The following is a 26,057-nucleotide window of genomic DNA, read 5'->3' as shown; positions in this document are numbered from 1 at the left end:
CCTTTATTTGGCAGCGGGTGTGGCTGCCGGGGCATCCACCACACGCACCGTGTCGCCGTGGTTCAGGAATGCACCACCGCTGGCCACCACCCGCGCATCGGCTTTCAGGCCGCTGGTCACCTCCACGCGGTCTGCACTTTGGCGTCCGGTTTGCACCTTGAGCTGACTGACTTTTTGGTCGGCCCCCACGGTGTAGACATAGCTGAAACCGTCGCGCACCACCACCGCGCTTTGTGGCACGGTGAGGGCCTGGCTTTGGCCCAGCGCGATCTCGCCTTGGGCGTACATGCCTGCGCGGGCGCTGCCGGTTTGTGCGGGCAGGTCCACGTACACCAGCGCGTTGCGGGTTTGGGCATCGACCGAGGGCGCGACCATGCGCACCTTGCCTTGCATCAGCTGGCCGCTGGCCGCTTTGACTTGCACGGGCGCGCCGACCTGGATGCGGCCAATTTCGGCAGCGGTCACTTCAGCACGCCACTCGATGCGGCCCTGGCGAATCAGGCGAAACAATTCGGTGCCTGCGCCCACCACGGTGCCCACCGTGGCCTGCCGGGCCGAAATCACGCCCGCATCGGGCGCGCGCACCTGGGTCTGAGACAGGCGCACGTTTTGCAACTGCACCAGGGCGCGGGCCGACTGCACGCGGGCCCCGGCAGAAGCCTCGGCGGCGAGCGCCTGGCTCAGCTGTGCGTTGCTGAAAAAGCCTTGCTGCTGCAGGCTGCGGGCACGCTCGGCCTGGGCTTTGGCTTCCTGGGCGCTGGCTGTGGCCTCGGCCAGGGAGGCTTCGGCCTGCGCCAGTTCGGCACGCAAGCTGTCGGCCTGCAAGACTGCCAGCACATCGCCGCCCTGCACGCGGTCGCCCACGTTCACGCGCACCTCGGTGATCTTCAGGCCGTTGGCCTCGGCCCCGATGACAGCCTCTTGCCAGGCGGCCAGGTTGCCATTGGCGCTGATTTTTTGAGCCAGGCTGGCTGTTTGGGGGGTGGTCACGGTGACCGTCAAGCTTGGTTTGGAGGCCCCAGTCCTGGCCTGGTCCGCCGCTACTGCGCTCAAAACCAACCCGCCGCTTGCGCAAGCCACCGTCAAAACCAACCAACTCATTTTTTTCATGACGCTTCTTTGCTATGGCCACGCCTTTTTGGCGTGGACTGAGTTTAGCGAGCCGTCAGTAAACACCTGCATTCGGATGACAAAACATTTCTTTTGTTTTGAAAAGAATGCGTTGACTCGTTTATTTCGAATACCCACTGTTAAAACTTAGTTTTTCAAACCATCCGATTCGTGGTGTAATTTTTGATACTTTTTATTTTATTCAATGACATTGAATGCTTTGAATTAGATCCAAACAGACCAACAGGCAGGCCCCCATGTCTTCACACGCTTTGATCAACCACAACACTTTGTGCCTTACCCTGTTGTCCTTGAGTGCCGTGGCACACGCCCAGACCGATACCCCTGTTCCGCTGAGCAAAAGCTATCCCCCAGTCGAAGTGGTCAACACGCGATTGGAGTACCGGCAATTTGAAAAAGTCGAGATCACAGGCTCGTCCATTGTCCGCAAAGAGCAAACCCAAGCGTTGCCGGTACACATCATGACGCGCGAAGATATCCGCCGTACAGGTTTGAAAAGTATCACCGAAGTCGTGCAGTCAATGCCGCTGATGGGCAATTTTGTGGAAACAAGCCAGATTGGCATGGTTGCAGGGGGGTACAGCAACGCAGCCATACACGGCATACCGACAGGCACATTGGTTCTTGTAGACGGATTGCGCCTGGCCCCGTTCGGGCGAGCAACCATGGTCGGCCCCGAACGCGCCAGCGTCGACCTGAGCACGTTGCCTCTGGCCGACATTGAGCGCATTGAAGTACTGACGGATGGTGCCTCCTCGCTTTACGGCACCGATGCCATTGCGGGCGTGGTCAACATCATCTTGCGCAAAGAGCGCAAAGGCTTCGAAATCACAGCCGACTATTTGCGCCCTGGTGGCGGTGCCGGGCAGGGCTGGGTCTCGAGCATCGGGTGGGGGAAAGGCCAATTGGCTCGGGATGGCTACAGCCTGATGGTCACAGCCGAGGTATCAAAACGCCAGGAACTGCTCGGCACAGACAGGCTCTATGCGAGCGCAGCGCAGTATGAATTTGAAGCCGGAGGACAAAGGTATGCAGCAACGGGTCCTTACCACACCGTTTTCACAAGCCCAGCAACCTTACGTGAAAGGGCATCTATCACCAACACCACCGGGCGCTTTATCAACCAACTTTACCAAAACGGTTCTTGCACGGAAAAGAGTTTGTCTTTCGCAGGGCAAGCGGCCTGCTTCCGAAACGCATACCCCTCTCTGGGTATTTATCCCTCCGAAGAAAACCAACGCCTGCATGCCCGCGGCGAGCTGGCTCTGAGCCATGGGCATACCGCTTTCACCGATCTTTTGGTGGGCCACACCACCGCCATCCAATCGAACAACTGGTGGCCTGTTGTACGCAGTGCTTACGGCTTACCTCCTGAGTCAGCGGCCTATCCGCTGGCCCAACAAGCAGGTTTGGATCCAGCCAACACGCGGCTGCTGTGGATGCCGGATTTGCCTGCATTGCGCAGTGCAAGCTTGCAAACCAATGGACGTTTAACAACCGGTATACACGGTGAATGGCAGGAATGGCATTACCGCAGCAGCGCCTACTTTGCGCAAAGTCGAGCTTTGTCGCAATCAGAAAATTTCGGTGACCTGAACTACAGCAGCATTGGCATCCCTTACGACGGGGTCTGGAACAACAACAACGTCATGCTGCCACTCAACGCCAGCAACCCGCTGGTCGGCCAGTTGGAGACGCTGCGCGGGGGCTTAAAAACGGACAGCATGGGCACCACACGTCTGTATGGTTTACAAGCCAACACCTCGCGCACGCTGGCAGAAATAGATGGCAAAGACGTGATGCTGAGTCTGGGCATAGACCTGCGCACAGAGACCAGCCAATTCCGAAACCAGAAGCCCGAAACTCAGCAAATTGGCCCAGCACAATTCGATGCCAAACGTCAAGTTCAGGCCGTTTATGGTGAACTCCAGGTTCCTGTTACCCAAACATGGGAGATCAACCTCGGGGCGCGATCCGACCGATACAGCGATTTGGGGACAACGAACAATGCCAAAATTTTCAGCCGTTGGGAAATCACCCCAGCATGGTCGATGCGCGGGTCTATGGGCACAGGGTTCAGGGGCCCATCCGTGACGCAAACTCAACTGCTGGGCAATCCTTTTGTATGGGGGCAATCCAACTTATCCCTCAGCTGCAACTCCCAACAACAAACCATTGTGAACAACCTGAGTGCGAGTACCGGGGTCACAGGGACTTGCAACAGCAACGCATTGCCCTACGTTTTAGGCAACGGCAACCCGGATCTGAAGCCTGAAAAATCCACCCAATTCAGCTGGGGAGCCGCCTTCATGCCGCACCGCAATCTGCGGCTCAGCGCTGACCTGTGGGCGGTGCAAATTCGAGACACGATTAACTATGTATCTGATGAACTGGTGTTGAGCTACCCCGAACGCTACGCGGCCAACTACCGCCTGATCCCCGCGGGATTTAGCATCAATGGTCTAACACCCGGCTCACTGGCTTTGTACTTGCCGCAACAAAATTTGGGGGTCACCGAGAAAAGCGGTATCGATTTTGAAGCACAGTGGCGCCACCCAGGGGAATGGGGTCGCTGGAACTTTTTTGCGCAAGCCACTTATTTGTTGCACTCGCGTACCAAAAGCACTGCAGATGCCGAGTTCCGCTCCGATCTGGGGCGTCACGATCCTCTCACTGGGACAGTGTCACCACGTCTGCGCATGCGGATGATCGGTGGATTTAGCCGAGAAAACTGGAGCACACAGTTGATCATGAACCACACCAGCAGCTACCAAGATGCCTCCATCTATGCAACCAGTCTGTCGGACGGCACCTCGAACAAGGTGTCACACCGGGTGGCATCCTTCACGACATGGGATATGCAAGCCTCAAAGGCCATTGGCAGACAAATGGATCTTCGGCTGGGCGTGCGCAATGTGTTCAACAGGCCAGCACCTTTGTCTTTTGCTCAAACTTCATCTCAAGTTTTCGGGGCGAACACCATTTATAGCAACTTGTGGGGCCGCAGCCTAGAGCTGGGCATGACGATCCGGTTCTGAGCCAGTTACATCGACCCCAGGGTTGACCGCCATCAGCCCGAACAGTGCCTCAGCCCATCACCTCACGCCACAGCGCCAACACCGCCTCGCGCTCGCTCACAAGCTGCTCCAGTGGCACATCGGTGGGCTCTTCGTTCAGGCGGGCGCGGTGTTGCACGCGGCGCATTTCGCGGTACGCATTGGCCGCAGCTTGCCCCACGCCTGTGGGCAACAGTCCGGCTTTTTCGGCCCGTTGCAACAGCGCGATGTTGCCCACGTTGTCCGCCAGCTCGGGGTGGGCGGCGGTGTGCAGCAGCACCAGGTATTGCACGGCAAACTCGGCGTCCACCATGCCGCCGGGGCTGTGCTTGACATCAAAACGCTCGGCCTTGACCGGATGGCCCTGGCGCACTTTGTCACGCATGGCCACGATTTCGGCCTTGAGGCTGACCGCATCGCGCGGGGCGCTGATGACGGCATGGCGCACCGTGTCAAATTGCGGGGCCAAGCCGGGCAAACCCATGACAAAGCGGGCGCGGGTCATGGCCTGGTGCTCCCAGGTCCAGGCGGTGTTGCTGCCGCGCTGCTGCTGGTAGTCGGCGTAGGCTTCAAAGCGCGTGACCAACAGGCCCGAGTTGCCGTTGGGCCTGAGCGCCGTGTCGATCTCGTACAGGTCACCGTCGGCGGTTTTCACCGTCATCCAGTTGATGAGTTTGCGCACATAGGCGGCGTAGATTTCCTGTGCCCGTTCGTCACCGTCTTCGTAGACAAACACGATGTCCAGGTCGCTGCCGTAGCCCAGCTCTTTACCACCGAGCTTGCCGTAGCCAATGATGGCAATGGCCGGTTCTTCGCGGTGGCGGGTTTTCAGGCGGCTCCAGCACCAGCGGGCGGTCACGCGCAGCACCGCATCGGCCAGGGCGCTCAGGTCGTCGGCCACTTGCTCCACCGTGAGCACGCCTTCCACGTCACGCGCCAGGGTGCGGAACTGCTCGGCGTGGTGGGCCCGACGCAACAAATTCAGCAGGCTCTCCTCGTCGTCTTCGCCCGTGCGCTGCAGGGCCACCAGGCGGGCTTGCAACTCGCCCTCGAATTCGACGGCATCAAACCGGGTGCTAAACAGGTTCCCCCCGGCCAGCTCGTCGATCACCCCCGGGTGTTGCAGCAAATAACGGGCGGGCCACTTGGCCGCACCCAGCAAGCGCAGCAGGCGTTCGTGCACGGAGGGGCGCTCCAGCATCAGGGCCAGGTAGCTTTCACGGCGCAACAAGGGCTCGATCCAGTCGGCCATGCGCAGCACAGCTGCTTCGCTCACGCGCCCATCGTCCAGCCACTGGGCGGTGCGTTGCAGCAGGCGCATCAGACGGCCCCGGGCGTCATCGCGCAGGGACTGCACCCGTGGGTTATCGGCCCACTGGGCCAGACGCTCGCGCACCGGGCCGCTGAAGTCGCCCAGCACAGCATCGAGTTCGGCGTGTTCACGGCTGTTTTTGCCGTTCTTGCCATTGCAGCCTTTGCATTCGCGGTCACCGCCCAGCAAGGTGTCGAACTCTTGTGCCACCACTTCGCGGTGCCCATTCAAATCGCTCAAAAACCCAGAGACATCGGCATAACCCATGGTCTGCGCAATCCAGCCCAAATCATCGTCGCGGGTAGGCAAGACGTGGGTTTGCTGGTCATCGAGGTACTGGATGCGGTGCTCCACCTGGCGCAAAAACACATACGCCGCGCCCAGCGCATCGGCCGTGGCCTGCGGCATGAGCCCGGCCTTGGCCACGCGCTGCAGGGCGTCCAGCGTGGGGCGTGTGCGCAACTCGGGGAACTGCCCACCGCGCACCACCTGCAAGAGCTGCACTGTGAATTCGATCTCGCGAATGCCGCCGCGGGACAGTTTCACGTCATTCGCGCGTTCGGGGTGGCCAGCGCTGCGCTTGGAGGCGTGGTCGCGGATTTGCTGGTGCAGCGTGCGCAGCGACTCAAAGACGTTGTAGTCCAGGTAGCGGCGAAAGACGAAAGGCAGCACCACGCCGCGCAGCGCCTGCGCCGAGCCGTTGACCACCGCGCTGCGGGGGGCCACCACACGGCTTTTCATCCAGGCAAAGCGTTCCCACTCCCGGCCTTGCACCAGCAAATACTCTTCCAGCGCATCGAGCGAGACCACGCTGGGGCCAGAGTTGCCGTTGGGGCGCAAGGCCAAGTCCACACGGAACACAAAGCCGTGCTCGGTGGTGTCGCCGATCAGGGCGTACATGCGCTTAACCGCGCGGGTGAAGTACTCCTGGCAAGATACCTTGTTGCGGCCTTCGCTGTTGCCCAGGGTTTCGCCGTCTTCGTCGTACACGTAGATCAAATCGATGTCACTGGACACGTTCAGCTCACGGGCGCCCAGCTTGCCCATGCCGATGATCCACATCTCGGCCCGCTCGCCGTTGGCCTTGGTGGGCGCGCCGTGCAGGGCATCAAGATCGGCCATGACTTGGCGCCAGGCGATGTCGAGGGTGACTTCGGCCAACCAGGTCATGCCGTGGGTGACCACCGCCAAATCGCCTTGACGGCTGCAGTCCAAGCAGGCCAGGCGCTCCAGCGTGAGCTGGCGCAGCACCCGCAAGGCGGCGCTGGTGTCCAGGCCTTTGGCCTGGAGGGCGGCGTAGGCCACGCTCAAGCTGTCTCGGGTCGGGGGGCCGGGCGGCAACAGAGGCAACTCGGCGGGATAGCGGCGGTGCAAACGCTGCAGAAACCGTGAATACAAGGGCAAATCGACCGGACTGACATCATTTGGGGCGGGTGCCTCGTCCATGCGCTGGCTGCGGGTCATAATTCCTGCTGACTTTCTGATTCAAATGTTTGTGCCGTCTTTGCCCCATTTTCCCCGCTTGACCCTCGTGCTGTCCCGCTTGATGCGGGTCGTGGCCTGGGTCCTGTTGGTGCTGGGCGTCTCATTGGGCATGGCCTGGACTGCCTTGCATTTTTGGATTGTGCCGCGAATCGACACACACCGCCCCGCGCTGGAGCGCTTGGCCCAGAAAACCATCGGGGTTCCGGTGCGGATTGGTGAAATCTCAGCCGAATCGACGGGCTGGGTCCCCTCATTTGAGTTGCGCAACATCGAACTGCTCGACCCCGAGGGCCGCACCGCCTTGCGGCTGCCGAAGGTGATGATCGCGATCAGCGTGCGCTCCGTGCTGGGTTTGAAGCTGGAGCAACTGGTGCTGGACGGCCCTGAGCTCGATGTCCGGCAAATGGCCAATGGACGCTGGCGCGTGGCCGGGCTCGATTGGACGCCAACAAAAGGCGGTGACAACGCCGCCGCCGATTGGTTGTTTGCACAGCGCGAGGTCATTGTGCGCGGCGGCACGTTGCACTGGACCCGCGAGAACACAACGCCCGACCCTGTGCAAGAGGACGGGGCGTCTGCCAGCGTGTCGCTGCGCGATCTGGACCTGGTGCTGCGCAATTCGGCCCGGCACCACGATGTCCGGCTGGACGCCACCCCCCCCGACAACTGGGGCCAACGCTTTGTCACCATGGGCCGCTTCAAACGCAACCTGTTGTCCATCCACCCGGGGCAATGGGCGGACTGGACGGGTCAGGTCTACACCTACTTGCCACAGATGGATGTGGCGCAGCTCGGGCCGTACCTGCCTGCAGGCGTGAAGATCACCTCGGGTCAAGGCAGCCTGCGTCTGTGGAACGACGTGAACAACGGCCAGTGGGCTGGCGGCGTGGCCGATGTCCACCTGACGGGTCTGCAAACCGCCTGGGCGCAGAACGAAGCACCACTGACCTTTGAACGCTTCTCGGGGCGTTTGGGCGGCCGGGTCAGCCCGCTGGGCTTCGAGGTCTCGACACAGCACCTGGCCTTTGTCAGCGACCAGGGCCTGGCCTGGCCTGGCGGCAATGCCGCGCTGACCTACACCCACCCACAAGGCAAAAACGCGGCCAGCGGTCAACTGCAAGCCGATCACCTGGACCTGTTGGCGCTGCGCGAAGTGGCCTTGCGCATGCCTTTGCCAGACGTGTGGCGTCAACGCCTGCAACAGCAAACCGTCAGCGGGCAAGTCGAGGCCTTGCAATGGCGTTGGCAGGGCGATTGGCAAACGCCTCAGCGCTATGACGGACAAGTCACCTTGCAGAAGTTGTCACTGCCACCGCCGACCACACGCCAAGGTGAAAAACAAACCCGCTGGCCGGGCGTGCAAGGTGCGCAAGCCCAGCTGAAATTGAACCAGGATGGTGGGCGAATTGAGTTGAACATGGGCGCTGACGGGGCCGTGTTTTTGCCGGGGATCCTGGAAGACCCCGAGGTGCGTGTGCAGTCTTTGCACGCGCAAGCGGTTTTCAAACGCGAGAACTCACAGTGGCACGTGCCCGACTGGAAACTTGAACTGACCAACGCGGACCTGCAAGGCCAATGGCAGGGCCAATGGCATCCCGCCCCCCAGGGCCAAGGCCCCGGCACACTGGACCTGCAAGGCAAGATCAAGCAGGCCAACGCGGCGCAGGCGCACCGCTACCTGCCCCTGACACTGCCCGCGAACGTGCGCCAATATGTGCGGGACGCGGTGGTCAAAGGTGTCTATTCTGACGTGCAAGTCAAGATCAAGGGCGACCTGGCCAAGCTGCCCTTTGCCAACGCCAAAGAGGGCGATTTCCGGTTTGCTGGGCGCATTCAGGATGTGGAACTGGATTACCTGCCTGCAGCTTTGCTGCCCCCCAAAAGCCTGCCCTGGCCGCGGCTGCACAAGCTGACCGGTCAGCTCGTCTTCGACCACCTGGGCATGAAACTCAGCGACGCCAGCGCCCGTGCAGGCGATCCCCGCACCGGCCTTGGCCTGACCGCAGGCCAAGCCGAAATCCCCGACATGTTGAACAGCCCGGTGCTGAACGTCTCTGCCGAAAACAAAGGCCCCGCGGCACAAGTGCTGACGCTGGTCCAGAAATCACCGTTGGACGCGATGTTGTCAGGCGCTTTGCGCCAAACCCAGGCCACTGGCAATGTGCAAACCCGCTTCAAACTGGCCGTGCCCCTGCTCACCCCCCAAAACACCAAGTTACAAGGCGCCGTGGTGTTGGGCGGCAACGATGTGCGCATGACGCCCGACACACCCCTGCTAGAAAAGCTCCAGGGCACGGTGCAGTTCAGCGAAGCCGGTTTCAGCCTGAGCGGCACACAAGCGCGCCTGTTGGGTGGGCCGGTTCGGATCGAGGGCGGCATGCGGCCCAACCCAGGCGCGGCCACCAACGAAAGCGCCTTGCAACTGCGCGCCCAAGGCCAGATCACGGCCGAAGGGCTTCGCCAGGCCAAAGAGATCAGCCCGCTCAACGCCTGGGCCCAACACGCCACGGGTGCCACCAGTTACAGCGCGCAACTGGGCTGGCGACAAGGACAACCCGAATTCACACTGCAAAGCCAGCTCGAAGGCCTAGCCCTGAAACTGCCCGCGCCTCTGGGCAAGGCGGCGAATGTCAGCATGCCCGTCACCCTGCGCACACGTGTGCAGGGGTCTGGCACCACCTTGCGCGACCAACTGCAGCTCGAATGGGGCACCGTGGCCTCGGCCCTGTATGTGCGTGATCTGTCGGGTCCGGAAGCCGTGGTCCTGCGGGGCAGCCTCACCCTGGGTTTGCCAGCTTCGCAAGCCCCAGCGCTGCCGGCCACAGGGGTCAGCGCTTCGGTGGCGCTGGACCGTTTTGCGGTCGACGACTGGCAAAGCCTGCTGCCCGCCGACCTGGGCGCAGCAAGCCAGAAAGCCACGAGCAAAACCGCCTGGACAGCCTACAGCCCCACGCGGATCGGCCTGCAGGCCAACACGCTCACCGCCGATGGCCGCACTTTGCACCAGGTGGTGGCAGGCGGTGTGCGCGAGGGAAACACATGGCGCGTCAACGTCGATGCCCGCGAGCTCAACGGCCATGTGGTTTACCGCCAACCCAGCAACGACCAGCTGGGCCACTTGTTTGCACGCCTGTCGCGCCTGAATTTGCCGCCATCCAGTGTGGCCGAAGTGGAGGGTCTGCTCGAAGCGCCCCCGGTCAATTTGCCCTCTCTGGACATCGTGGTGGAACAGCTGGAGCTGCGCGGGAAAAAACTCGGGCGCATCGAGATCGAAGCCCTCAACACCGAGCAGCCCAAAACCCGGATCAAAGCCAACCCCGAGTGGCAATTGAACAAATTCAACATCACCGTCCCCGAGGCCAGCTTGCGTAGCACCGGGCGCTGGCTGACCGCTGCCGAAGGCGGCTCACAGCGCAAAACCGAAATGAATTTCAAGTTGGACATTTCCGACGCGGGCGCCTTGCTCACGCGGCTGGGCACGCCCAACGCCTTGCGTGGCGGCACGGGCCAACTCGAAGGCACCGTGAGCTGGCAAGGCTCTCCCTTGGCCTTGCATTACCCGAGCATGTCGGGCCAGTTTGCCGTCAAGATGGGCCGTGGTCAGTTCCTCAAAGCCGATGCGGGGGCGGCCAAATTGCTGGGGGTCTTGAGCCTGCAAGCCTTGCCGCGGCGACTGCTGCTGGATTTCCGCGATGTGTTTTCCGAAGGCTTTGCTTTTGATTCGGTGCGTGGCGACGTCAGCATCGCACAAGGCATTGCCTACACGCGCAACATGCAAATCAAGGGCGTGAACGCACTGGTGCAGCTCGATGGCTCGGCCGACATCGCCCAGGAGACCCAAAAACTGCGGGTGGTGATCTTGCCCGCACTCGACGCGGGCACGGCCTCTCTGGTGGCGGGCATTGCGGTCAACCCCGTGGTCGGCCTCACGGCTTTTCTGGCGCAGCTGTTCTTGCAAAACCCCTTGATCAAAGCCAACACCCAGGAGTTTTTCATCGATGGCAGCTGGGCCGACCCGCGGGTCACCAAAGTCAGCAGCACGGGCGATGGCAAGGCCCCACCTGCAGCCAACACACCGCCCTGAAGCCCGATGACCACGCTCGGCACCCCGCGCCTGATGGCCGCATGGCAAAGACAACTGAACCGGATCAGCGCCCAACTCGACAAGGCCCTGCCCTGGGGGTCCGGACGACGCTCCTTGTGGGCAGCGCTGATTTCGCTGGTGCTGGCCGTGCTGGCCACACTGGTATGGCTGGCCGGGCGCTATGAGGCCAGTCAGGTGCAGGCCGAGCTGGAGCGCGACACCGCCGACGCCGTGAGTGATTTGCGCAGCAGCCTGTCGCGGCAAGTGCAGGCTTTGCAAGCCTTGCAATCGGGGCATTTCGCATCCGCCACTTGGCAACCCGAAGCCTTGGCGCTGCTGCGTGACAACCGGGACTGGTTGCGCGTGGAGTGGCGCGACAAAACCTGGCAATTGCAAGCGTTTGCCGATTCGCCCTTGCGTGCGCCTGCGTTTGAGCGCATTTCGCGCAACGAGGTCCTGAACGAGGCCAGCCAAGCCTGCCAGCGGGCCAGGCGCCTGAACGGCCCCGCTTACTCCAGCACTTACTTCCTGCCGCAAAGCGACGGCTTGGGGATCGAAGTGATGGAGCTGTGCCTGCCCGTCACACAAAACGGGGAATGGGTGGGCTCTACGGTCGTGACCTACAGCCTGCAGGAGCTCTTGACTGAGCGCCTGGGTCGTACTTTTGGGCGCAAAAACGAATTGTCTTTTGTCGAACCGGACGGCACACGCCTGGCCATTGCGGGTGCACAGCGCCGTGAACGACGGGTCTTCACCAGCCAGCAACTGGTGGATTTGCCGGGGAACACCTTGTTGCTGCGCATGGACGGTCGGCGGGGCGAACCGGACCTGTTTCCCAATGTGCTCACGGCCTTGGTCACGGGCATGTCGATCGCGCTGATCACGGTGATGGTGCTGCTGACCAAGGACGCCCGCAGGCGTCTGAAGGCCGAGCGCGACCTGGCCGATGCGCTGGCCTTCCGCAAAGCCATGGAAGACTCTTTGGTCACGGGCTTGCGTGCACGCGACCTGCAAGGCCGCATCACCTATGTGAACCCGGCCTTTTGCCAGATGGTGGGCTGGGAGGCCGAGGCCCTGATCGGCCAGAACGCCCCCATGCCTTACTGGCCCCCCGAAATGGTGGACGAATACCAGCAGCGTCAGGCCATCCGCATGGCGGGCAATGCGTCACCCAGAGAGGGTTTTGAATCGGTCTTCATGCGCCAGGACGGCACCCGCTTTCCAGTGCTGATCATCGAGGCCCCCCTGATCAGCGTGCAGGGCGAGCAGACCGGGTGGATGGGCGCGGTCATCGACATCAGCGAGCAGCGCCGCATCGAAGAACTCTCGCGGGCCAGCCAGGACCGCCTGCAAGCCACGGCACGTCTGGCCACCGTGGGCGAGATGGCGTCCTTGCTCAGCCACGAGCTGAACCAGCCTTTGGCCGCGATCGCCAGTTATGCCAACGGCTCGCTCAACCTGCTCAAAGACCCGCAAGCCGAGCCCCAGACCCTGGACGATGTGCACATGGCACTGCGCCGCATTGCCGAACAGGCCGAGCGGGCCGGGCGCGTCATCAACAGCGTGCACGACTTTGTGCGCCGCCGAGACCAGGCCCGCGAAGCGGTGCAGCCGCAGGCCCTGCTGGACGCCATTGCCCCGCTGGTCAACCTGCAAGCGCGCAAGCTGCAGGTGCGCGTGCACATGCGGGTGGACGCCCGACTGCCTGCCGTGTGGTGTGACCGCACCATGGTCGAGCAGGTTCTGCTGAATCTGGCACGCAACGGCATGCAGGCCATGGATTCGCCACACTGCCGCGACAGGGTGCTGGTGCTGCAGGTGCAACTGGCTGCGCCCGGGCAGGAGCATGCGGGCGTCGCGTTTTCTGTGACCGACCTGGGCGCAGGCATTGCGCCCGATGTGGCGGCCCAGCTGTTCAACCCCTTTTTCACCACCAAACCCGAAGGCATGGGCCTGGGCCTGAGCCTGTGCCGCACCGTGGTCGAACAACATGGGGGCCAACTGGAATTCGCACCACACAAGCCCGTCGGCACCGTGTTCCGTTTCACGCTGCCCGCAGCAGGCAGTCAAACCACACACACCGCCTAAAATCGCGCCATGCAGCCCCCTTTTGACAGCATGGTCTACATCGTGGACGACGACATTGGCGTGCGCGAAGGCATGGCCTGGTTGCTGCGCACACGGCGCCTGCTCAGCGAGTCTTACGACAGCGCCGAAGCGTTTTTGGAGATGCTGGAGACGGCGGCTTCGCAGACCCAGCCCCGCCCTTTGCCCCAGCAAGCCGGATGCATCTTGCTGGATGTGCGCATGCCGGGCATGAGCGGCCTGGCCTTGTTTGAACACCTGCAAGCCAGCGGCATCGCGCAGGCTTGGCCCGTGATTTTTCTCACCGGTCATGCAGATGTGCCCACCGCGGTAGACAGCGTCAAACGCGGTGCGTTTGATTTTTGTGAGAAGCCTTTCTCGGACAACGCCCTGGTCGATCGGGTGGAACAGGCGCTGCGCTTGTCTCAGGATCGCTTGAATGCACGCACCCAACAGGACTTTTTGCAATCGCGCCTGGGCGAATTGACCGAGCGCGAGCGCGATGTCATGCGCCTGGTGGTGGAAGGCCTGCCCAACAAGCTGATCGCGGACCAACTCGACATCAGCGTGCGCACGGTCGAGGTGCACCGCTCGCGCGTTTTTGACAAAATGGAAGTCAAATCGGCTGTTGAATTGGCCAACCTGATGCGAACACTGACATGAGCCAGACCCCGGACATGACCCTTCCCATCCCAGCGCACACCCGTACCGGCCTGATCGCCACCCTCACAGGCCTGGCTCTTTTGATGGCAGGCTGCTCCTCTGCCCCGGTGTTGACAGACCACCGTTCAGGGCCCACCCGTGCGCCAGAGCTGGCATCCGAGCCCACACCCGCCGCCAGCACCGAATACCACCCCAAACGCAACGACCTGGCTTTGTTTGCTATGTCATTGCTGGACACGCCTTACAGCTGGGGTGGCCGGGGGCCTGCCACAGGGTTTGACTGTTCAGGTCTGGTCTCGCATGTTTATCGGGAGGCGGCCGGTTTACCCGTCAAGGGCACTTCGGCCGATCTGGGTCAAAAATCACGGCCCGTTGACCGCACCCGCATTCAGCCGGGTGATCTGGTGTTCTTCAACACCTTGGGTGCACGGCATTCACATGTCGGTATCTATGTGGGCGGCGGCCGCTTTGTGCACGCCAGCAACCCCCGAACCGGTGTGCGCATGGACCAGCTGAGCAACCGCTATTACGCCCAGCGTTTCGAAGGCGCCGGAACGCTGCTGGACTGAGCCCTCGCTCAGCGCCGCGATCAGGCCTTGGGTTCGTCCTGGTCTTTTTTGTCTGCAGGCATGAGATCGGCCTGTGGCAATTCGCCCTTGTTTCGCCCGGAAAACATGGTCCACCACACAATCACGACGAAGAGCACCAGGGCCAACAAGGCTTCCAGCAAAATAAGCGCCATGATCAAGTTCCCGTTTCTGAATGTTCGCCGCGCGGGTGCCCGCTGGCTGTTGGCTGCGATTGTAGGCAGCCTGACCGCCTGCTCGGTCGCCCCCGTGCTGGATGAGCCCAGCCCAAGCGGCCCATTGGCCACGCCACCCACTGCGGATGTGACGTCGCTGCCCCCCGTCATCTTGCAAGCCAAAAGCCGCTGGGTTCCGGTGCCTTGGTCCGAACTGCCCGGACTGGAACAAGACGCGGTGCACGAAGCCTGGCCTGCATGGGTACAAAGCTGCACCCGCCCCAGTCCCGCATGGGCTGCGCTGTGCCCGGAAGTTCGGCAACTGGCACAGGCACCTGTGCAAACGCAACGCCAATGGCTGCGCGAGAAATTGCAGCCCTACCGCGTGGAGTCACACACCCAGCAAAGCGAGGGCTTGTTGACGGCCTACTACGAGCCCGTCTTGAACGCCGAGCGCCAGGCACGCCCCGGCTTTCAGGTGCCGCTCTATGGCCCGCCTGCCGACCTGAACAAACGCAAGCCCTGGTACACCCGACAGGAAATGGACACCCTGCCGCACGCGCGTGCCGCCCTGCGCGGGAAGGCCCTGGTGTACCTGGCCGACCCGGTTGACGCCATGGTGCTGCACATCCAGGGCTCAGGCCTGATCCATGTGCGCGAACCCGATGGCAGGCAACGCATGGTGCGGCTGGCGTTTGCGGGCACCAACGACCAGCCCTACAAAAGCATTGGCCGCTGGCTGCTGGACCAAAACCTGATTCGTGACGCCTCGTGGCCGGGCATCAAAGCATGGATTGACCGCAACCCCTCGCGTGTGAACGAGTTGTTGTGGCAAAACCCCCGTGTGGTTTTCTTCAAGGAAGAAGCCTTGCCTGTTGGCACGGTGCCACCAGGCCCCAAAGGAGCACAAGGCGTGCCCTTGACCGCAGAGCGCTCCATCGCGGTGGACCGCAGCAGCATTCCGTATGGCACCCCTGTGTGGCTCAAATCCAGCGGCCCGCAAACCCGGCTTGACCGCCTGGTGTTGGCCCAGGACACGGGGACCGCCATTGTCGGCGCGGTGCGGGCCGACTACTACGCAGGCTCCGGCCCGACAGCGGGTGAGCTGGCAGGGCGCATGAAGCAGCCCCTGCAAATGTGGGCGCTGTGGCCCCGATGAGTCTGAACTGCCGATCCGGTTGCGCGGCCTGTTGCACGGCGCCGTCCATCTCCTCGCCCATCCCCGGCATGCCCCAAGGCAAACCCGCAGGCGTGCCTTGCATCCAGCTCGACGAGCAGCTGCGCTGCAAAATATTTGGCCAGCCCCAGCGGCCTGCCGTGTGTGGGCAACTGCAAGCCACTTTGGAGATGTGCGGCCCGCTGGACGATCAGGGCCAGTTTGCGCGGATTTACCTCACCCGGCTTGAACAGCTGACTCGCCCGGATACCTGAAGCGGCACTACTGCGCCAGTCACCAAGACGTCATGAGCGCCGACGGTTCATGGGTAAGCTGAAATTTTTGACTTTCGGAGCACGGCCATGGCGTTTGAGATTCCTTCTTTGAAAGACAGCGTTCACCCCGACGAATGGCAGCTGCGGCTGGACTTGGCCGCGTGTTACAGGCTGGTGGCGCTGTACGGCTGGAGCGATCTGGTGTTCACCCACATCAGCGCCAAGCTGCCGCGCTCGGTGGCGGGTGATGCGCACCAGTTTCTGATCAACCCCTATGGCCTGATGTTTGACGAAATCACCGCGTCGAGCCTGGTGAAAGTGGACATGCAGTGCAACAAACTGCATGACAGCCCGTTCCCGGTGAATCCGGCAGGCTTTGTGATCCACAGCGCGGTGCACGAGGCGCGGCCCGATGCCGGCTGCGTATTGCACACGCACACCCGGGCGGGCGTGGCCGTGAGCGCACAAGCACATGGCGTGTTGCCCATCAGCCAGCAAAGCACCTTTGTGCTGGCCTCGCTGGCCTACCACGGCTACGAAGGCGTGGCCATCCGCGACGACGAAAAACTGCGCCTGCAAGCCGATCTGGGATCGGCCAATTACCTGGTGCTGCGCAACCACGGTTTGCTCACCGTGAGCAAAACCATTGCCGATGCATTTCTGTCGATGTACACGTTTGAAAACACCTGCCGGATTCAGGTCGACGCGCTGGCCGGGCAAGCGGGCCCGAAAGACCTCACGGCGGTGAACCCCCAAATTCTGGATGGCGTGGCCAACGCCATGCGCGTGCAAACGAGTGGCTTGGGCGGTGCGTTTGTTTGGCCTTCGCTGCTGCGCAAGCTGCAACGGGAATGCCCGGGCTACGACGTTTGATCACCTCCTCTGAATTTTTTGAATTGCACGCATGACTTCTTTGTTTGAACCCTGCCAAGTTGGCGGCATCGCTTTGGCCTCACGCATCGTGATGGCCCCACTCACCCGCAACCGCGCACCCGGTGCACTGGCCAACGCACGCATGGCCACTTATTACCGCCAACGCGCCAACCCGGCCACAGGTGCGGGCCTGATCATCACCGAGGCCACCGCCATCAGCCAGCAAGGCCAAGGCTATGCCGATGTGCCCGGCATCTGGAGCAACGAACAAGCCGCCGCATGGAAGCAAGTCACAGACGCCGTGCATGCCGAGGGCGGCAAGATCGTGATGCAGCTGTGGCATGTGGGCCGGGTGTCACACACCAGCTTGCAACCCGGGGGTGCACCGCCTGTGGCACCTTCAGCCATCACAGCCAAAACCAAAACGGTGCTGCTGGTCAACGGCCAGGCCCAGTTTGTGGACACCTCCACGCCCCGTGCGCTGGACGCCGCAGAATTGCCGGGCATCGTGCAAGACTACCGCCGCGCCGCCGCCAACGCCATCGTGGCCGGATTTGATGGCGTGGAAGTGCACGCAGCCAACGGTTACCTGATCGACCAATTCTTGCGCTCAGGCAGCAACCAGCGCAGCGATGCTTACGGCGGCAGCATTGCAAACCGCGCCCGTTTTCTGCACGAAGTAATGAGCGCCGTGGTGGCTGAAATTGGCGGTGATCGCACGGGCATTCGCCTGTCTCCCGTCACACCCGCCAACGATGCCAGTGACGACCAGCCCCAGCCCTTGTTTGAACATGTGGTCCGTTTACTGGGCCCGATGGGGCTGGCCTTTGTGCACGTGATCGAAGGCTCAACCGGTGGGCCTCGCGACCACCAACAAGGGGCACAGGCTTTTGATTACGCCGCGCTGCGCCAGGCTTACACCGCAGCCAAGGGGCATGGCACCTGGATGCTCAATAATGGCTACGATCTGCCGCTGGCCGAACAAGCGCTGGCGCAAGGTGCCGATCTGGTGGCCTTTGGCCGCCCGTTCATTGCCAACCCGGATCTGGGCGCACGACTCAAGCAAGGTGGCCCTTTCAACACCCCTGACCGCAAGACCTTTTATGGCGGTGACGACACAGGCTATACCGACTATCCTTTTCTTCAACAAGGCAGCACGTCATGAATCGTTTTGGAATGCAACGCAAAGTCGTTTTTCTTTTGTTGGGCCTGGTGTGCACCCTGCAGGCACAAGCGGGTCGACCCTTGACAGTGGACGACGCCAATGTGAACGATGTGGGCGAAGGCCATGTGGAGGGCTGGTGGACGCGCGCACCCAACGGCTCGCGCAGCTGGACTGTCGCGCCAGCCTATGCACCCATTCAAAACGTGGAGCTGGGCGCAGGCATCGCCCGAGAGCAAAAAACAGGGCTTGAGACCTTGAACGTTCAGGCCAAGTTCAGGATCACCGAATCACAGGAAAACGGCTGCCATATCGGTGCTGTGTTGGGCGCTGCCCGCACCACCGGGGAGTCGTCCATGGGCTATGTGAATGCCCTGTTGACCTGCAACCACCCGACCCTGGGCAGCCTGCACACCAATTTGGGGGCGCTGGATTTTGCCAGCAGCCAACGCGTCGGCACTTGGGGGCTGGCTTGGGAGCGTGCTTATGGCGACATCACCGCCCATGTGGAGGTCTATGGACAACAGCGCGACAAGCCCACTTGGGCCACGGGCTTGCGCACGAACATCCTGCCCAAGTTGCAGCTGGACGCCAGCGTGGGTCGCCAGGCGGGGCAAAACCTGGTGACACTCGGGACCAAATGGATGTTCTGAAAACCGCGATCCCTCAACCCAGCCCAATGGGCGAAGGTGCCCGGGTCACGATCAGGCTGAACAATTTTTCAAACGCCTGGGTGGGTGGGTAATGGCCTGTGAGCGGGTCCCCGTTTTCGGCAAACGCTGCGTCCAGCACGCGCCAATCGTCCTCTGAAAAACAACGCTGCGCCTCGGGCAAGATCACGGACTCTTCCAGGTTCATGTGCTCCAGATAGAAGCTGACGTATTTTTCAAATACTTCTTCGAACGCCTGGCGACGGCCCGCGCCCAGCAGCTCCCATGCCAGCAACAAGTGCTGCAGGTCACGGGCTGCTTTTTCGCTGTTCATGTGATCACGCTCCAGCTTGTCGATGGCACCCATCACCTTGGGGGCCAGCTTCACGACTTTAGGGAACAAAAGGTTCGATTCCTTGGGGTGGTGCAAGCGCTCCGGGAATTCGTCGATGTAAAACAGCATGGCACGCAGCACGTCAAAGAAGTTGCGTCGGTCGTCTGCAGGTCCGCGTTGGACCATCATGCGCATGGACTGGAGCATGGCCGCCAAGGAGGCGTGTTCGTCACGGATGATTTGAAGCGCGCTGTGCTGTGTCATGAAAATAATTTCCGGTTTCTGAAGGCTTTCAGTTTGCCGGTTGGCGCCCAAGCGCACCATGACACATGTCAAGAATGGGTGATTTGGCTTTGCAGACGCTCGGCCGCAGGCGCGACCTCCCAAAATTAAGAAACGGATTTCAAGGTTTCCAGCGTTTGAGCAGCAAGGCGTTGCTCATCACGCTGACCGAGCTGAGCGCCATGGCCCCACCCGCGATCACCGGGTTCAGGTAGCCCAACGCGGCCAGCGGAATGCCCGCCACGTTGTAGGCAAAGGCCCAAAACAGGTTTTGCCGGATCTTGGCCACGGTGCGTGCCGAGATGTCGAGCGCCGCACCCACCAGCGCCACATCACCGCGCATGAGGGTGATGCCTGCCGCGTGCATGGCCACGTCGGTGCCATTGCCCATGGCCATGCCCACATCGGCGGCGGCCAACGCAGGCGCATCGTTCACCCCGTCGCCCACCATCGCCACCACCCGCCCTCCTGCACGCAGCTGTTGAACCTGGGCGGCCTTGTCGCCAGGCAGCACGTTGGCCAAGACCTCACCCTCTTCTGGCCGCAAGCCCAGCCGACGTGCCATGACTTCGGCTGCAGCCTGGTTGTCACCTGAAATCATCACCAGTTTCAAGCCCCTTTCGCGCAGTGCGGCCAAGGCTTGCGCTGCGCCTGCTTTGGGTTCGTCGCCAAAAGCCATGAGCAAAATGCCTTGCACACCCGATGGCGTTCTTTCTGCCAAAGCGGACAGCGTTGCACCCTGACCCAGCAAGGCTTGTGTGTCTTGCGCCCAGATGCTGCTGTCCATGCCTTCATCTTGCAACCAGCGCAGGCTGCCCAGCATCATCTGGCGTCCGCCCAATGTGGCCTGCACACCACGGCCAGGCACTGCTGTGAGGTTTTCGGGTTCCAGCAATTTAAGTTTGTGAGTTGTCGCCATGCTCACCACCGCCTTGGCCAAGGGATGCTCACTGCCGCTTTGTACGCTCGCGGCCCAGGTCAGGGCAGAAATCTCATCCTGCCCTGGCGCCACCACGTGGCGCACCATTCGGGGTTGCCCCACAGTGAGCGTGCCCGTTTTGTCAAAGGCTACTGTTTGCACCTTGTGTGCCCATTCCAAAGCCTGGACGTCCTTGATCAAGATACCGTTTTTGGCAGCCACACCTGTTCCCGCCATGATGGCCACGGGCGTGGCCAAACCCAAGGCACAGGGGCAGGCGATCACCAACACCGCCACCGCATGGATCAATGCCGTCTCGAAACCCGCGCCTTGAAGCACCCAGACCCCCAGCGTGACCAAGGCCACCACCAGCACGACGGGCACAAAAATTTCGGAGACTTTGTCGACCAGCCGTTGAATGGGGGCTTTGGCGGCCTGTGCGTCTTCAACCAAGCGGATGATGTGCGAGAGCACCGTTTCATGCCCCACGGCGCTCACGCGCATCACCACGCGACCATCGCCGTTGATGGATCCCCCGGTCAACCGCGTACCCACCACTTTGCTCACGGGCAGGGGCTCACCTGTCAGCATGGACTCGTCTACCTGTGTTTGACCTTCGACCAATTCACCGTCCAGCGGAAACCGTTCACCGGGCCGAACCACGATGCGGTCGTTCACCAGAATTTCTGCGACGGGCACATCGATTTCGCCTTCATCGCTGAGCCAATGGGCCTTGTCAGGCCGCAGCGCGTGCAGCGCCCGAATGGCCTCGGTCGTTTGGCGTTTGGCACGGGTCTCCAGCCACTTGCCCAACATCACCAAGGTGATGACCACGGCCGAACCTTCGAAGTACAAATGAGGTTCATGGCCCGGGTGTGCTGTCCACCACAACCACACCGACAACAACCAACCCGCTGTGGTACCCAATGCCACCAGCAAATCCATATTGCCCGTCAAGGCTTTGAGCGCGTGCCAACCTGCTTTGTAAAAGCGTGCTCCCAAAATGAATTGCACCGGGGTGGCCAAAGCAAACTGCACCCAGGCAGGCAACATCCAATGTTGACCCCATAAACTGCCCAGCATCGGCAGCACCAAAGGCGTTGACAAGACCAAGCCCCATGCCACTGGTGAAAAACCGGTCCAGGGCGAGGTCTGATCGCTTTCTTCACGTTCGCTGTGCATCAGGGGCTCATAGCCCGCATCACGAATAGCCCTGCGCAAAACCGCATCACTCGCTTGCGCTGAATGCACAACAATCCGGGCCGACTCGGTGGCCAGATTCACGGTTGCGGCGTCCACGCCCGGAACTTTCAAAAGTGCTTTTTCAACCCGTGCAACACAGGACGCGCAGGTCATGCCGCCGATGCCGATGTCGTGAATGGTCTCCCTGTTCTGGGCTTCCGTCTTGATCTGTGTCATGTCAATACAGTGGTTTGGCGCTATGCTTTGAGCACGCCCATGAGGGTATGCCTGAAAGAGACATCATGAACCAAATTTTCACCGTTGAGGGTATGACTTGTGGCCATTGCGAAAAAGCCGTGACCAAAGCCTTGTTGTCTTTGGACGCCGAAGCCAAAGTTCTGGTCGACCGCACGCAAAACAAGGTCGAAGTGGATTCAGAAATACCACGCGATGCCCTGGCCAAAGCCATCGCCGATGAAGGCTATAGCGTTGTGGCGTGATTTTTTATTGCTCCTTGTTCACCGAACTTTACAAATCGCTGCAAGCGCGCCACACCCCAGACACATCAAGCGGCGAGACTGGAGGCGTTCCATCACTGAAAGGATGTTCGCCATGAAATCGATTCGCCACACACTCATCGCCAGCGCTTTGTTGGCCAGCCTCTCTGGCCTGGCTCTGGCACAACCGGTGCCTGAAGCCAAAACCGACAGTCCACGCGCCCAACGCATGGAACAAATGCGCACCCCAATGGGCGAGCGGCATGCAAAACATTGGGCTGACCTCAAAGGCAAACTCAAGCTTGAAGCTGGTCAGGAAAATGCTTGGACCACTTTTGCGCAAAACATGCAACCGCCTGGTCAAAGGATGGCGCACCCGGACCGTGCAACGCTGCAAAAGCTGAGCACGCCCGAGCGCATCGACCAGATGCAAGCGCACAAAGCGTCACGTGATGCAGACATGCAAAAACGTGCCGAAGCCACCAAAACTTTTTATGCTGCGCTCAATGCAGAACAGAAAAAAGTATTTGATGCCGAAACTGCACGGATGATGCAAGGCATGGGCCACAAAATGGGCCGTGATGGTGGCCATCACAGTCACCACTGAACGCCTCTGTTTAGAGTATTGATGACAAGGCCACTTTGACCCGTGGCCTTTTTTCTGCCTTTCTGGATTTGACACAGGTCAAGGTTGATGGGATCGAGGATGGGTAAGCTGTGCCCATGCCTGATTCCATGCCAACCCCAAGCGCCAAGACCCGTTCTGGCCTTTTTTTACCGCCCATTCTGCCCCTGCTGAAAGACCAGCCCATGCAATGGCTGGCTTTGGGCTTCAAGGATCTGGCGCGGGCCCCTTTGCTGAGCACGATGCACGGTCTGATTTTGACCTTTTTGGGCAGCTGCATCGCCTGGATCGCACACGATCGGTTCTGGCTTTTGGTGGGTTCTTTGTCCGGCTTCATGGTGGTGGCTCCGGTATTGGCCACCAGCCTCTACGCCATGAGCCGCGCCCTGGAAAAGGGTGAAACCGTTGATTTTCGGCTGCTGCTGAACACCTGGACGCAATGGCAGCTGCGCTTGCACCACGAACCGGACAGTTACTGGAGCCTGATCCGCTTTGGCTTGCTGTTGGGTTTGGCAGCGACAGGCTGGGTCATCACCTCGTCTGCCCTCATCACTTTGCTGGCCCCCGCCCCCATTCACACACCCATGGACTTTGTGCGCCATGTGGTACTGGCCAAAGAAGGGCATTTGTTTGAGCTGTGGGTCGGACTGGGGGGCATGATGGCCGTCCCGGTGTTCGCCTCCAGTGTGATTTCAATGCCTTTGCTGTTGGACCGACGTGTCACGGTGTTGCAAGCGGTGCTGACCAGCTGGAAAGCGGTGTTGACCCACCCTTTTCAAATGACTTTTTGGGCATTCCTGATCTTGGGCTTCAGTTTGCTGGGCATTTTTTCCCTGTTGCTGGGCCTGATCCTGGTGGTGCCCATGCTGGGCCATGGCAGTTGGCATGCCTACCGCCACATGGTGGATGTGTCGGATTTGCCCGAGCGCCTTTCAGGGCAGGGTGAACCGTGATGTTCGGCTTCAACGAAGAACAATTTGCATGGTTTGGCCTGACCATCGGTGTCGGTGCCTTCATGCTGTACATGCTGTTCATCATCATCCAATTGGCTTGGGAATCCAAAGCAGGCAAATTCGGCACTTTTGTACTTTTTCTCGGACTGGCTTTTGGCATGTTGGGTTTTGTGGCCAAAGGTGTCATCCAATGGGCCATCGGGGGCTGAAAGCCGTTTTGGTACAAGGCTGTGGATAAAAAAAGGGCAACACGGCACTTATCCACAGCGTGATCCGCTTTGCGCAAGTTGTTCATTTTGACAAGACAGCTCAAAAGCAGACCCACACACAGGCTTGAAAAATATGCAAGCCTCTGTTTTTAAAGAGAAAATTTTGCTTATCCACAGAACAGCCCTGTGCTTACCTACTACTGCTATTTAAAGATATAAAACTATAGAGAAATAAGACAGAACAACAGCACTGTTAAGATTTGGCACTTTCCAACCTTGCGGCACCATGGCTATCGTTTCAGAAGAAGCACGTTTATCCTGTTACGACATCAAAAGCGCTGACCTGTCCATGGTGGCTTTGCTGTTGAAGACCACGGACATTCAAGCCGTTTCACACGCTTTGAGCGAACAATGTGCCGAAAGTCCGGGTTTCTTCGACCATGATCCTGTGATCATTGATTTGACAGCTCTGGACACCCGGGAAGAAGGCTTTTTCATCGATATCCCTGCCCTCATGCAGGTGCTCACACAACACGCTTTGGTACCCTTGGCAGTCAAAGGCGCTGAAGGCGCTGTTTGGGATCAGGCCAAGGCAGCAGGTCTGGTGGATGCTTCAGATGCCCGTATTCGGCGCGTTGTGGCCGTTTCGGAGCTTGTGCCACCCGACCCCAACCCATCACCGTCTGAGGCGCCTGTAGCACCTCCAGCACCTGTGGTGGTACCCCAAGGGGCTATGGTCGTGGACAAGCCTTTGCGTTCGGGTCAGCAGGTTTACGCCAAAGGCCGTGACTTGGTGGTCATGGCGATGGTGAATCCAGGTGCCGAAGTGATTTCTGATGGCAATATTCACATTTATGCGACTTTGCGTGGCAAGGCCATCGCAGGTGCGCGGGGCAACACCGAGGCCCGTATTTTTGCCTTGGCCATGGAGCCCGAACTGATCTCGATCGCAGGTGTGTATCGCACCAGCGAAAACGCTTTACCTCCAGAGGTATTGGGCAGACCTGCCCAGGTTTGTTTGCAATCAGGCCCTGATGGCGACAAATTGCTGGTGACGCCGCTCAAACCCTGACCTTTGTCATTCACCTTAGTCCAAGAAAGAAAATCCCATGGCAAAAATCGTCGTTGTGACCTCTGGCAAAGGCGGTGTGGGTAAAACCACCACCAGCGCCAGTTTCGCTACGGGTCTGGCGCTCAAAGGCTTCAAGACCGCTGTCATTGACTTTGATGTGGGTCTGCGCAATCTGGACCTGATCATGGGATGTGAACGCCGCGTGGTGTATGACCTGATCAATGTGATCCAAGACGAGGCTAACCTGAACCAGGCGCTGATCAAGGACAAGCAATGTCCAAATCTGTTTGTTTTGGCGGCTTCTCAAACCCGTGACAAAGATGCTTTGTCACAAGAAGGCGTGGAGAAAATTCTCAACGATCTGAACGACATGGGTTTTGAGTACATCGTCTGTGATTCCCCTGCGGGCATTGAAACCGGTGCCTTGATGGCCATGCATTTTGCCGATGAAGCTTTGGTGGTGACCAACCCTGAGGTGTCTTCGGTGCGCGACTCGGACCGCATTCTGGGCATGCTGGGCAGCAAGACCAAGCGTGCCATTGAAGGTCTGGAGCCGATCAAGGAGCATCTGCTGATCACACGTTACAACCCCAACCGGGTGGAAGACGGTCAGATGTTGTCCTTGCAGGACATTCAGGACATCTTGCGTATCAAGCTGCTGGGTGTGATTCCTGAAAGTGACAATGTGTTGCAGGCTTCCAACCAGGGCACGCCTGCCATCCACATGAACGACACCGATGTGTCCGAGGCCTACAAGGATGTGATTGACCGCTTCCTGGGTGAAGACAAGCCCATGCGTTTCACGGAAGCGGTCAAGCCTGGCTTTTTCAAGCGCATGTTTGGAGGCAAGTGAACCATGTCGTTTCTTTCCTTCCTGCTGGGTGAAAAGAAGAAGACCGCAAGCGTCGCCAAAGAACGCCTGCAAATCATCTTGGCCCATGAGCGCAGCGGTCGCAATGCCGCCGAGCCAGACTACCTGCCCGACTTGCAACGCGAGCTGGTGGCTGTGATCAGCAAGTACATCAAGATCAACCCTGAGGACATCAAGGTGAACCTGGAACGCCAGGACAACCTGGAAGTGCTGGAAGTCAAGATCGAGTTGCCTGACGCGCGCTGATCTGATCTCGTCATACCCGACTCGATCGGGTGTCCATGTCTTCGCTCACCCTGGATACCCGCATGCGCGCATATGCGCTAACTTAAAATATCAATTTGAGATATGCTCTTCTCCATTGCGTATGGAAGGAGAAGGCCATGGAGTGCTCGGTGCAGCCGTCGGAATTTGTTCGCCTCGATGAGGACTGGCAGCT

The 26,057-nt window shown here is 60.3% G+C and carries 22 protein-coding genes; 17 read left to right on the top strand and 5 right to left on the bottom strand.

Going from position 1 to position 26,057, the window contains the following annotated elements:
• Positions 1–3: 3 nt before the first annotated feature.
• Complete coding sequence (locus tag B9Z34_RS10415; protein WP_108428057.1) at positions 4–1,110, bottom strand: efflux RND transporter periplasmic adaptor subunit; 1,107 nt, start codon at positions 1,108–1,110, stop codon at positions 4–6.
• 257 nt (positions 1,111–1,367) lie between these two features.
• On the opposite strand from B9Z34_RS10415, the gene B9Z34_RS10410 reads away from it, so the two are divergent.
• Positions 1,368–4,169 carry a TonB-dependent siderophore receptor gene (locus B9Z34_RS10410; RefSeq protein ID WP_108428056.1) on the top strand — a complete coding sequence of 934 codons (2,802 nt, stop codon included), beginning with the start codon at positions 1,368–1,370 and terminating at the stop codon, positions 4,167–4,169.
• Positions 4,170–4,218: 49 nt separating this feature from the next.
• On the opposite strand, the gene glnE is transcribed toward B9Z34_RS10410, so the two are convergent.
• Positions 4,219–6,963 carry a bifunctional [glutamate--ammonia ligase]-adenylyl-L-tyrosine phosphorylase/[glutamate--ammonia-ligase] adenylyltransferase gene (gene glnE / locus B9Z34_RS10405; protein WP_108428055.1) on the bottom strand — a complete coding sequence of 915 codons (2,745 nt, stop codon included), beginning with the start codon at positions 6,961–6,963 and terminating at the stop codon, positions 4,219–4,221.
• A gap of 67 nt (positions 6,964–7,030) precedes the next feature.
• Between glnE and B9Z34_RS10400 the strand changes: the two genes are divergently transcribed.
• From B9Z34_RS10400 to B9Z34_RS10385, 4 genes are read left to right on the top strand one after another with little or no spacing between them, the layout of a single operon-like run.
• The gene (locus B9Z34_RS10400) at positions 7,031–11,068 is read left to right on the top strand and encodes a YhdP family protein (protein ID WP_233249561.1); all 4,038 of its coding nucleotides are present in this window, start codon (positions 7,031–7,033) and stop codon (positions 11,066–11,068) included.
• Positions 11,069–11,074: 6 nt separating this feature from the next.
• Positions 11,075–13,156 carry a PAS domain S-box protein gene (locus B9Z34_RS10395; protein ID WP_108428053.1) on the top strand — a complete coding sequence of 694 codons (2,082 nt, stop codon included), beginning with the start codon at positions 11,075–11,077 and terminating at the stop codon, positions 13,154–13,156.
• 9 nt (positions 13,157–13,165) lie between these two features.
• The gene (locus B9Z34_RS10390) at positions 13,166–13,816 is read left to right on the top strand and encodes a response regulator transcription factor (protein ID WP_108428052.1); all 651 of its coding nucleotides are present in this window, start codon (positions 13,166–13,168) and stop codon (positions 13,814–13,816) included.
• A gap of 14 nt (positions 13,817–13,830) precedes the next feature.
• Positions 13,831–14,385 (top strand): C40 family peptidase, encoded by a 555-nt coding sequence (locus tag B9Z34_RS10385; RefSeq protein WP_233249549.1) that lies wholly within the window; start codon positions 13,831–13,833, stop codon positions 14,383–14,385.
• Positions 14,386–14,405: 20 nt separating this feature from the next.
• Here B9Z34_RS10385 and B9Z34_RS14640 read toward each other — a convergent pair whose 3' ends face one another.
• A complete protein-coding gene (locus tag B9Z34_RS14640; RefSeq protein ID WP_199220110.1) occupies positions 14,406–14,558 on the bottom strand; it encodes a hypothetical protein in 153 nt (50 codons plus the stop codon).
• On the opposite strand from B9Z34_RS14640, the gene B9Z34_RS10380 reads away from it, so the two are divergent.
• From B9Z34_RS10380 to B9Z34_RS10360, 5 genes are all read left to right on the top strand, one after another.
• The gene (locus B9Z34_RS10380) at positions 14,491–15,717 is read left to right on the top strand and encodes a murein transglycosylase A (RefSeq protein WP_108428051.1); all 1,227 of its coding nucleotides are present in this window, start codon (positions 14,491–14,493) and stop codon (positions 15,715–15,717) included. The genes B9Z34_RS14640 and B9Z34_RS10380 overlap by 68 nt on opposite strands.
• A 2-nt stretch (positions 15,718–15,719) precedes the next feature.
• Positions 15,720–15,989 carry a YkgJ family cysteine cluster protein gene (locus B9Z34_RS10375; RefSeq protein ID WP_199220113.1) on the top strand — a complete coding sequence of 90 codons (270 nt, stop codon included), beginning with the start codon at positions 15,720–15,722 and terminating at the stop codon, positions 15,987–15,989.
• Between the two features lie 87 nt (positions 15,990–16,076).
• Positions 16,077–16,862: a class II aldolase/adducin family protein gene (locus tag B9Z34_RS10370; protein WP_108428049.1), complete on the top strand. Its 786-nt coding sequence runs from the start codon at positions 16,077–16,079 to the stop codon at positions 16,860–16,862.
• A gap of 31 nt (positions 16,863–16,893) precedes the next feature.
• The gene (locus tag B9Z34_RS10365; protein WP_108428048.1) at positions 16,894–18,027 is read left to right on the top strand and encodes an alkene reductase; all 1,134 of its coding nucleotides are present in this window, start codon (positions 16,894–16,896) and stop codon (positions 18,025–18,027) included.
• Positions 18,024–18,677: a hypothetical protein gene (locus tag B9Z34_RS10360; protein ID WP_146179638.1), complete on the top strand. Its 654-nt coding sequence runs from the start codon at positions 18,024–18,026 to the stop codon at positions 18,675–18,677. The genes B9Z34_RS10365 and B9Z34_RS10360 overlap by 4 nt, the downstream gene beginning before the upstream one ends.
• Positions 18,678–18,690: 13 nt before the next feature.
• Here the strand turns inward: B9Z34_RS10360 and B9Z34_RS10355 are convergent, their stop codons facing one another.
• Positions 18,691–19,272, bottom strand: coding sequence for a hemerythrin domain-containing protein (locus B9Z34_RS10355; protein ID WP_233249547.1), 582 nt, complete (start codon positions 19,270–19,272; stop codon positions 18,691–18,693).
• Positions 19,273–19,411: 139 nt separating this feature from the next.
• Positions 19,412–21,628, bottom strand: a complete 2,217-nt coding sequence (locus B9Z34_RS10350) for a cation-translocating P-type ATPase (RefSeq protein WP_108428045.1) — start codon at positions 21,626–21,628, stop codon at positions 19,412–19,414.
• A gap of 65 nt (positions 21,629–21,693) precedes the next feature.
• On the opposite strand from B9Z34_RS10350, the gene B9Z34_RS10345 reads away from it, so the two are divergent.
• The 7 genes from B9Z34_RS10345 (at position 21,694) to minE (ending at position 25,864) form a co-directional block, all read left to right on the top strand.
• The gene (locus tag B9Z34_RS10345; protein WP_108428147.1) at positions 21,694–21,891 is read left to right on the top strand and encodes a heavy-metal-associated domain-containing protein; all 198 of its coding nucleotides are present in this window, start codon (positions 21,694–21,696) and stop codon (positions 21,889–21,891) included.
• Positions 21,842–22,495 (top strand): Spy/CpxP family protein refolding chaperone, encoded by a 654-nt coding sequence (locus B9Z34_RS10340; protein WP_233249546.1) that lies wholly within the window; start codon positions 21,842–21,844, stop codon positions 22,493–22,495. Before B9Z34_RS10345 ends, B9Z34_RS10340 begins: the two co-directional genes overlap by 50 nt.
• Before the next feature lie 128 nt (positions 22,496–22,623).
• The gene (locus B9Z34_RS10335) at positions 22,624–23,466 is read left to right on the top strand and encodes a DUF2189 domain-containing protein (protein ID WP_108428145.1); all 843 of its coding nucleotides are present in this window, start codon (positions 22,624–22,626) and stop codon (positions 23,464–23,466) included.
• Positions 23,466–23,675 (top strand): DUF2788 domain-containing protein, encoded by a 210-nt coding sequence (locus B9Z34_RS10330; RefSeq protein ID WP_199220112.1) that lies wholly within the window; start codon positions 23,466–23,468, stop codon positions 23,673–23,675. Before B9Z34_RS10335 ends, B9Z34_RS10330 begins: the two co-directional genes overlap by 1 nt.
• 286 nt (positions 23,676–23,961) lie before the next feature.
• Positions 23,962–24,747 carry a septum site-determining protein MinC gene (minC, locus tag B9Z34_RS10325; protein ID WP_108428043.1) on the top strand — a complete coding sequence of 262 codons (786 nt, stop codon included), beginning with the start codon at positions 23,962–23,964 and terminating at the stop codon, positions 24,745–24,747.
• Between the two features lie 37 nt (positions 24,748–24,784).
• A complete protein-coding gene (minD, locus tag B9Z34_RS10320) occupies positions 24,785–25,600 on the top strand; it encodes a septum site-determining protein MinD (protein ID WP_108428042.1) in 816 nt (271 codons plus the stop codon).
• A 3-nt stretch (positions 25,601–25,603) separates the two neighbouring features.
• The gene (minE, locus tag B9Z34_RS10315; RefSeq protein ID WP_108428041.1) at positions 25,604–25,864 is read left to right on the top strand and encodes a cell division topological specificity factor MinE; all 261 of its coding nucleotides are present in this window, start codon (positions 25,604–25,606) and stop codon (positions 25,862–25,864) included.
• Positions 25,865–26,057: the final 193 nt, after the last annotated feature.

Origin of the sequence: Limnohabitans sp. Hippo3 (assembly GCF_003063665.1) — a bacterium.
Lineage (GTDB): Bacteria > Pseudomonadota > Gammaproteobacteria > Burkholderiales > Burkholderiaceae_C > Limnohabitans_A.
This window is presented reverse-complemented; position numbering and strand designations above follow the sequence as displayed.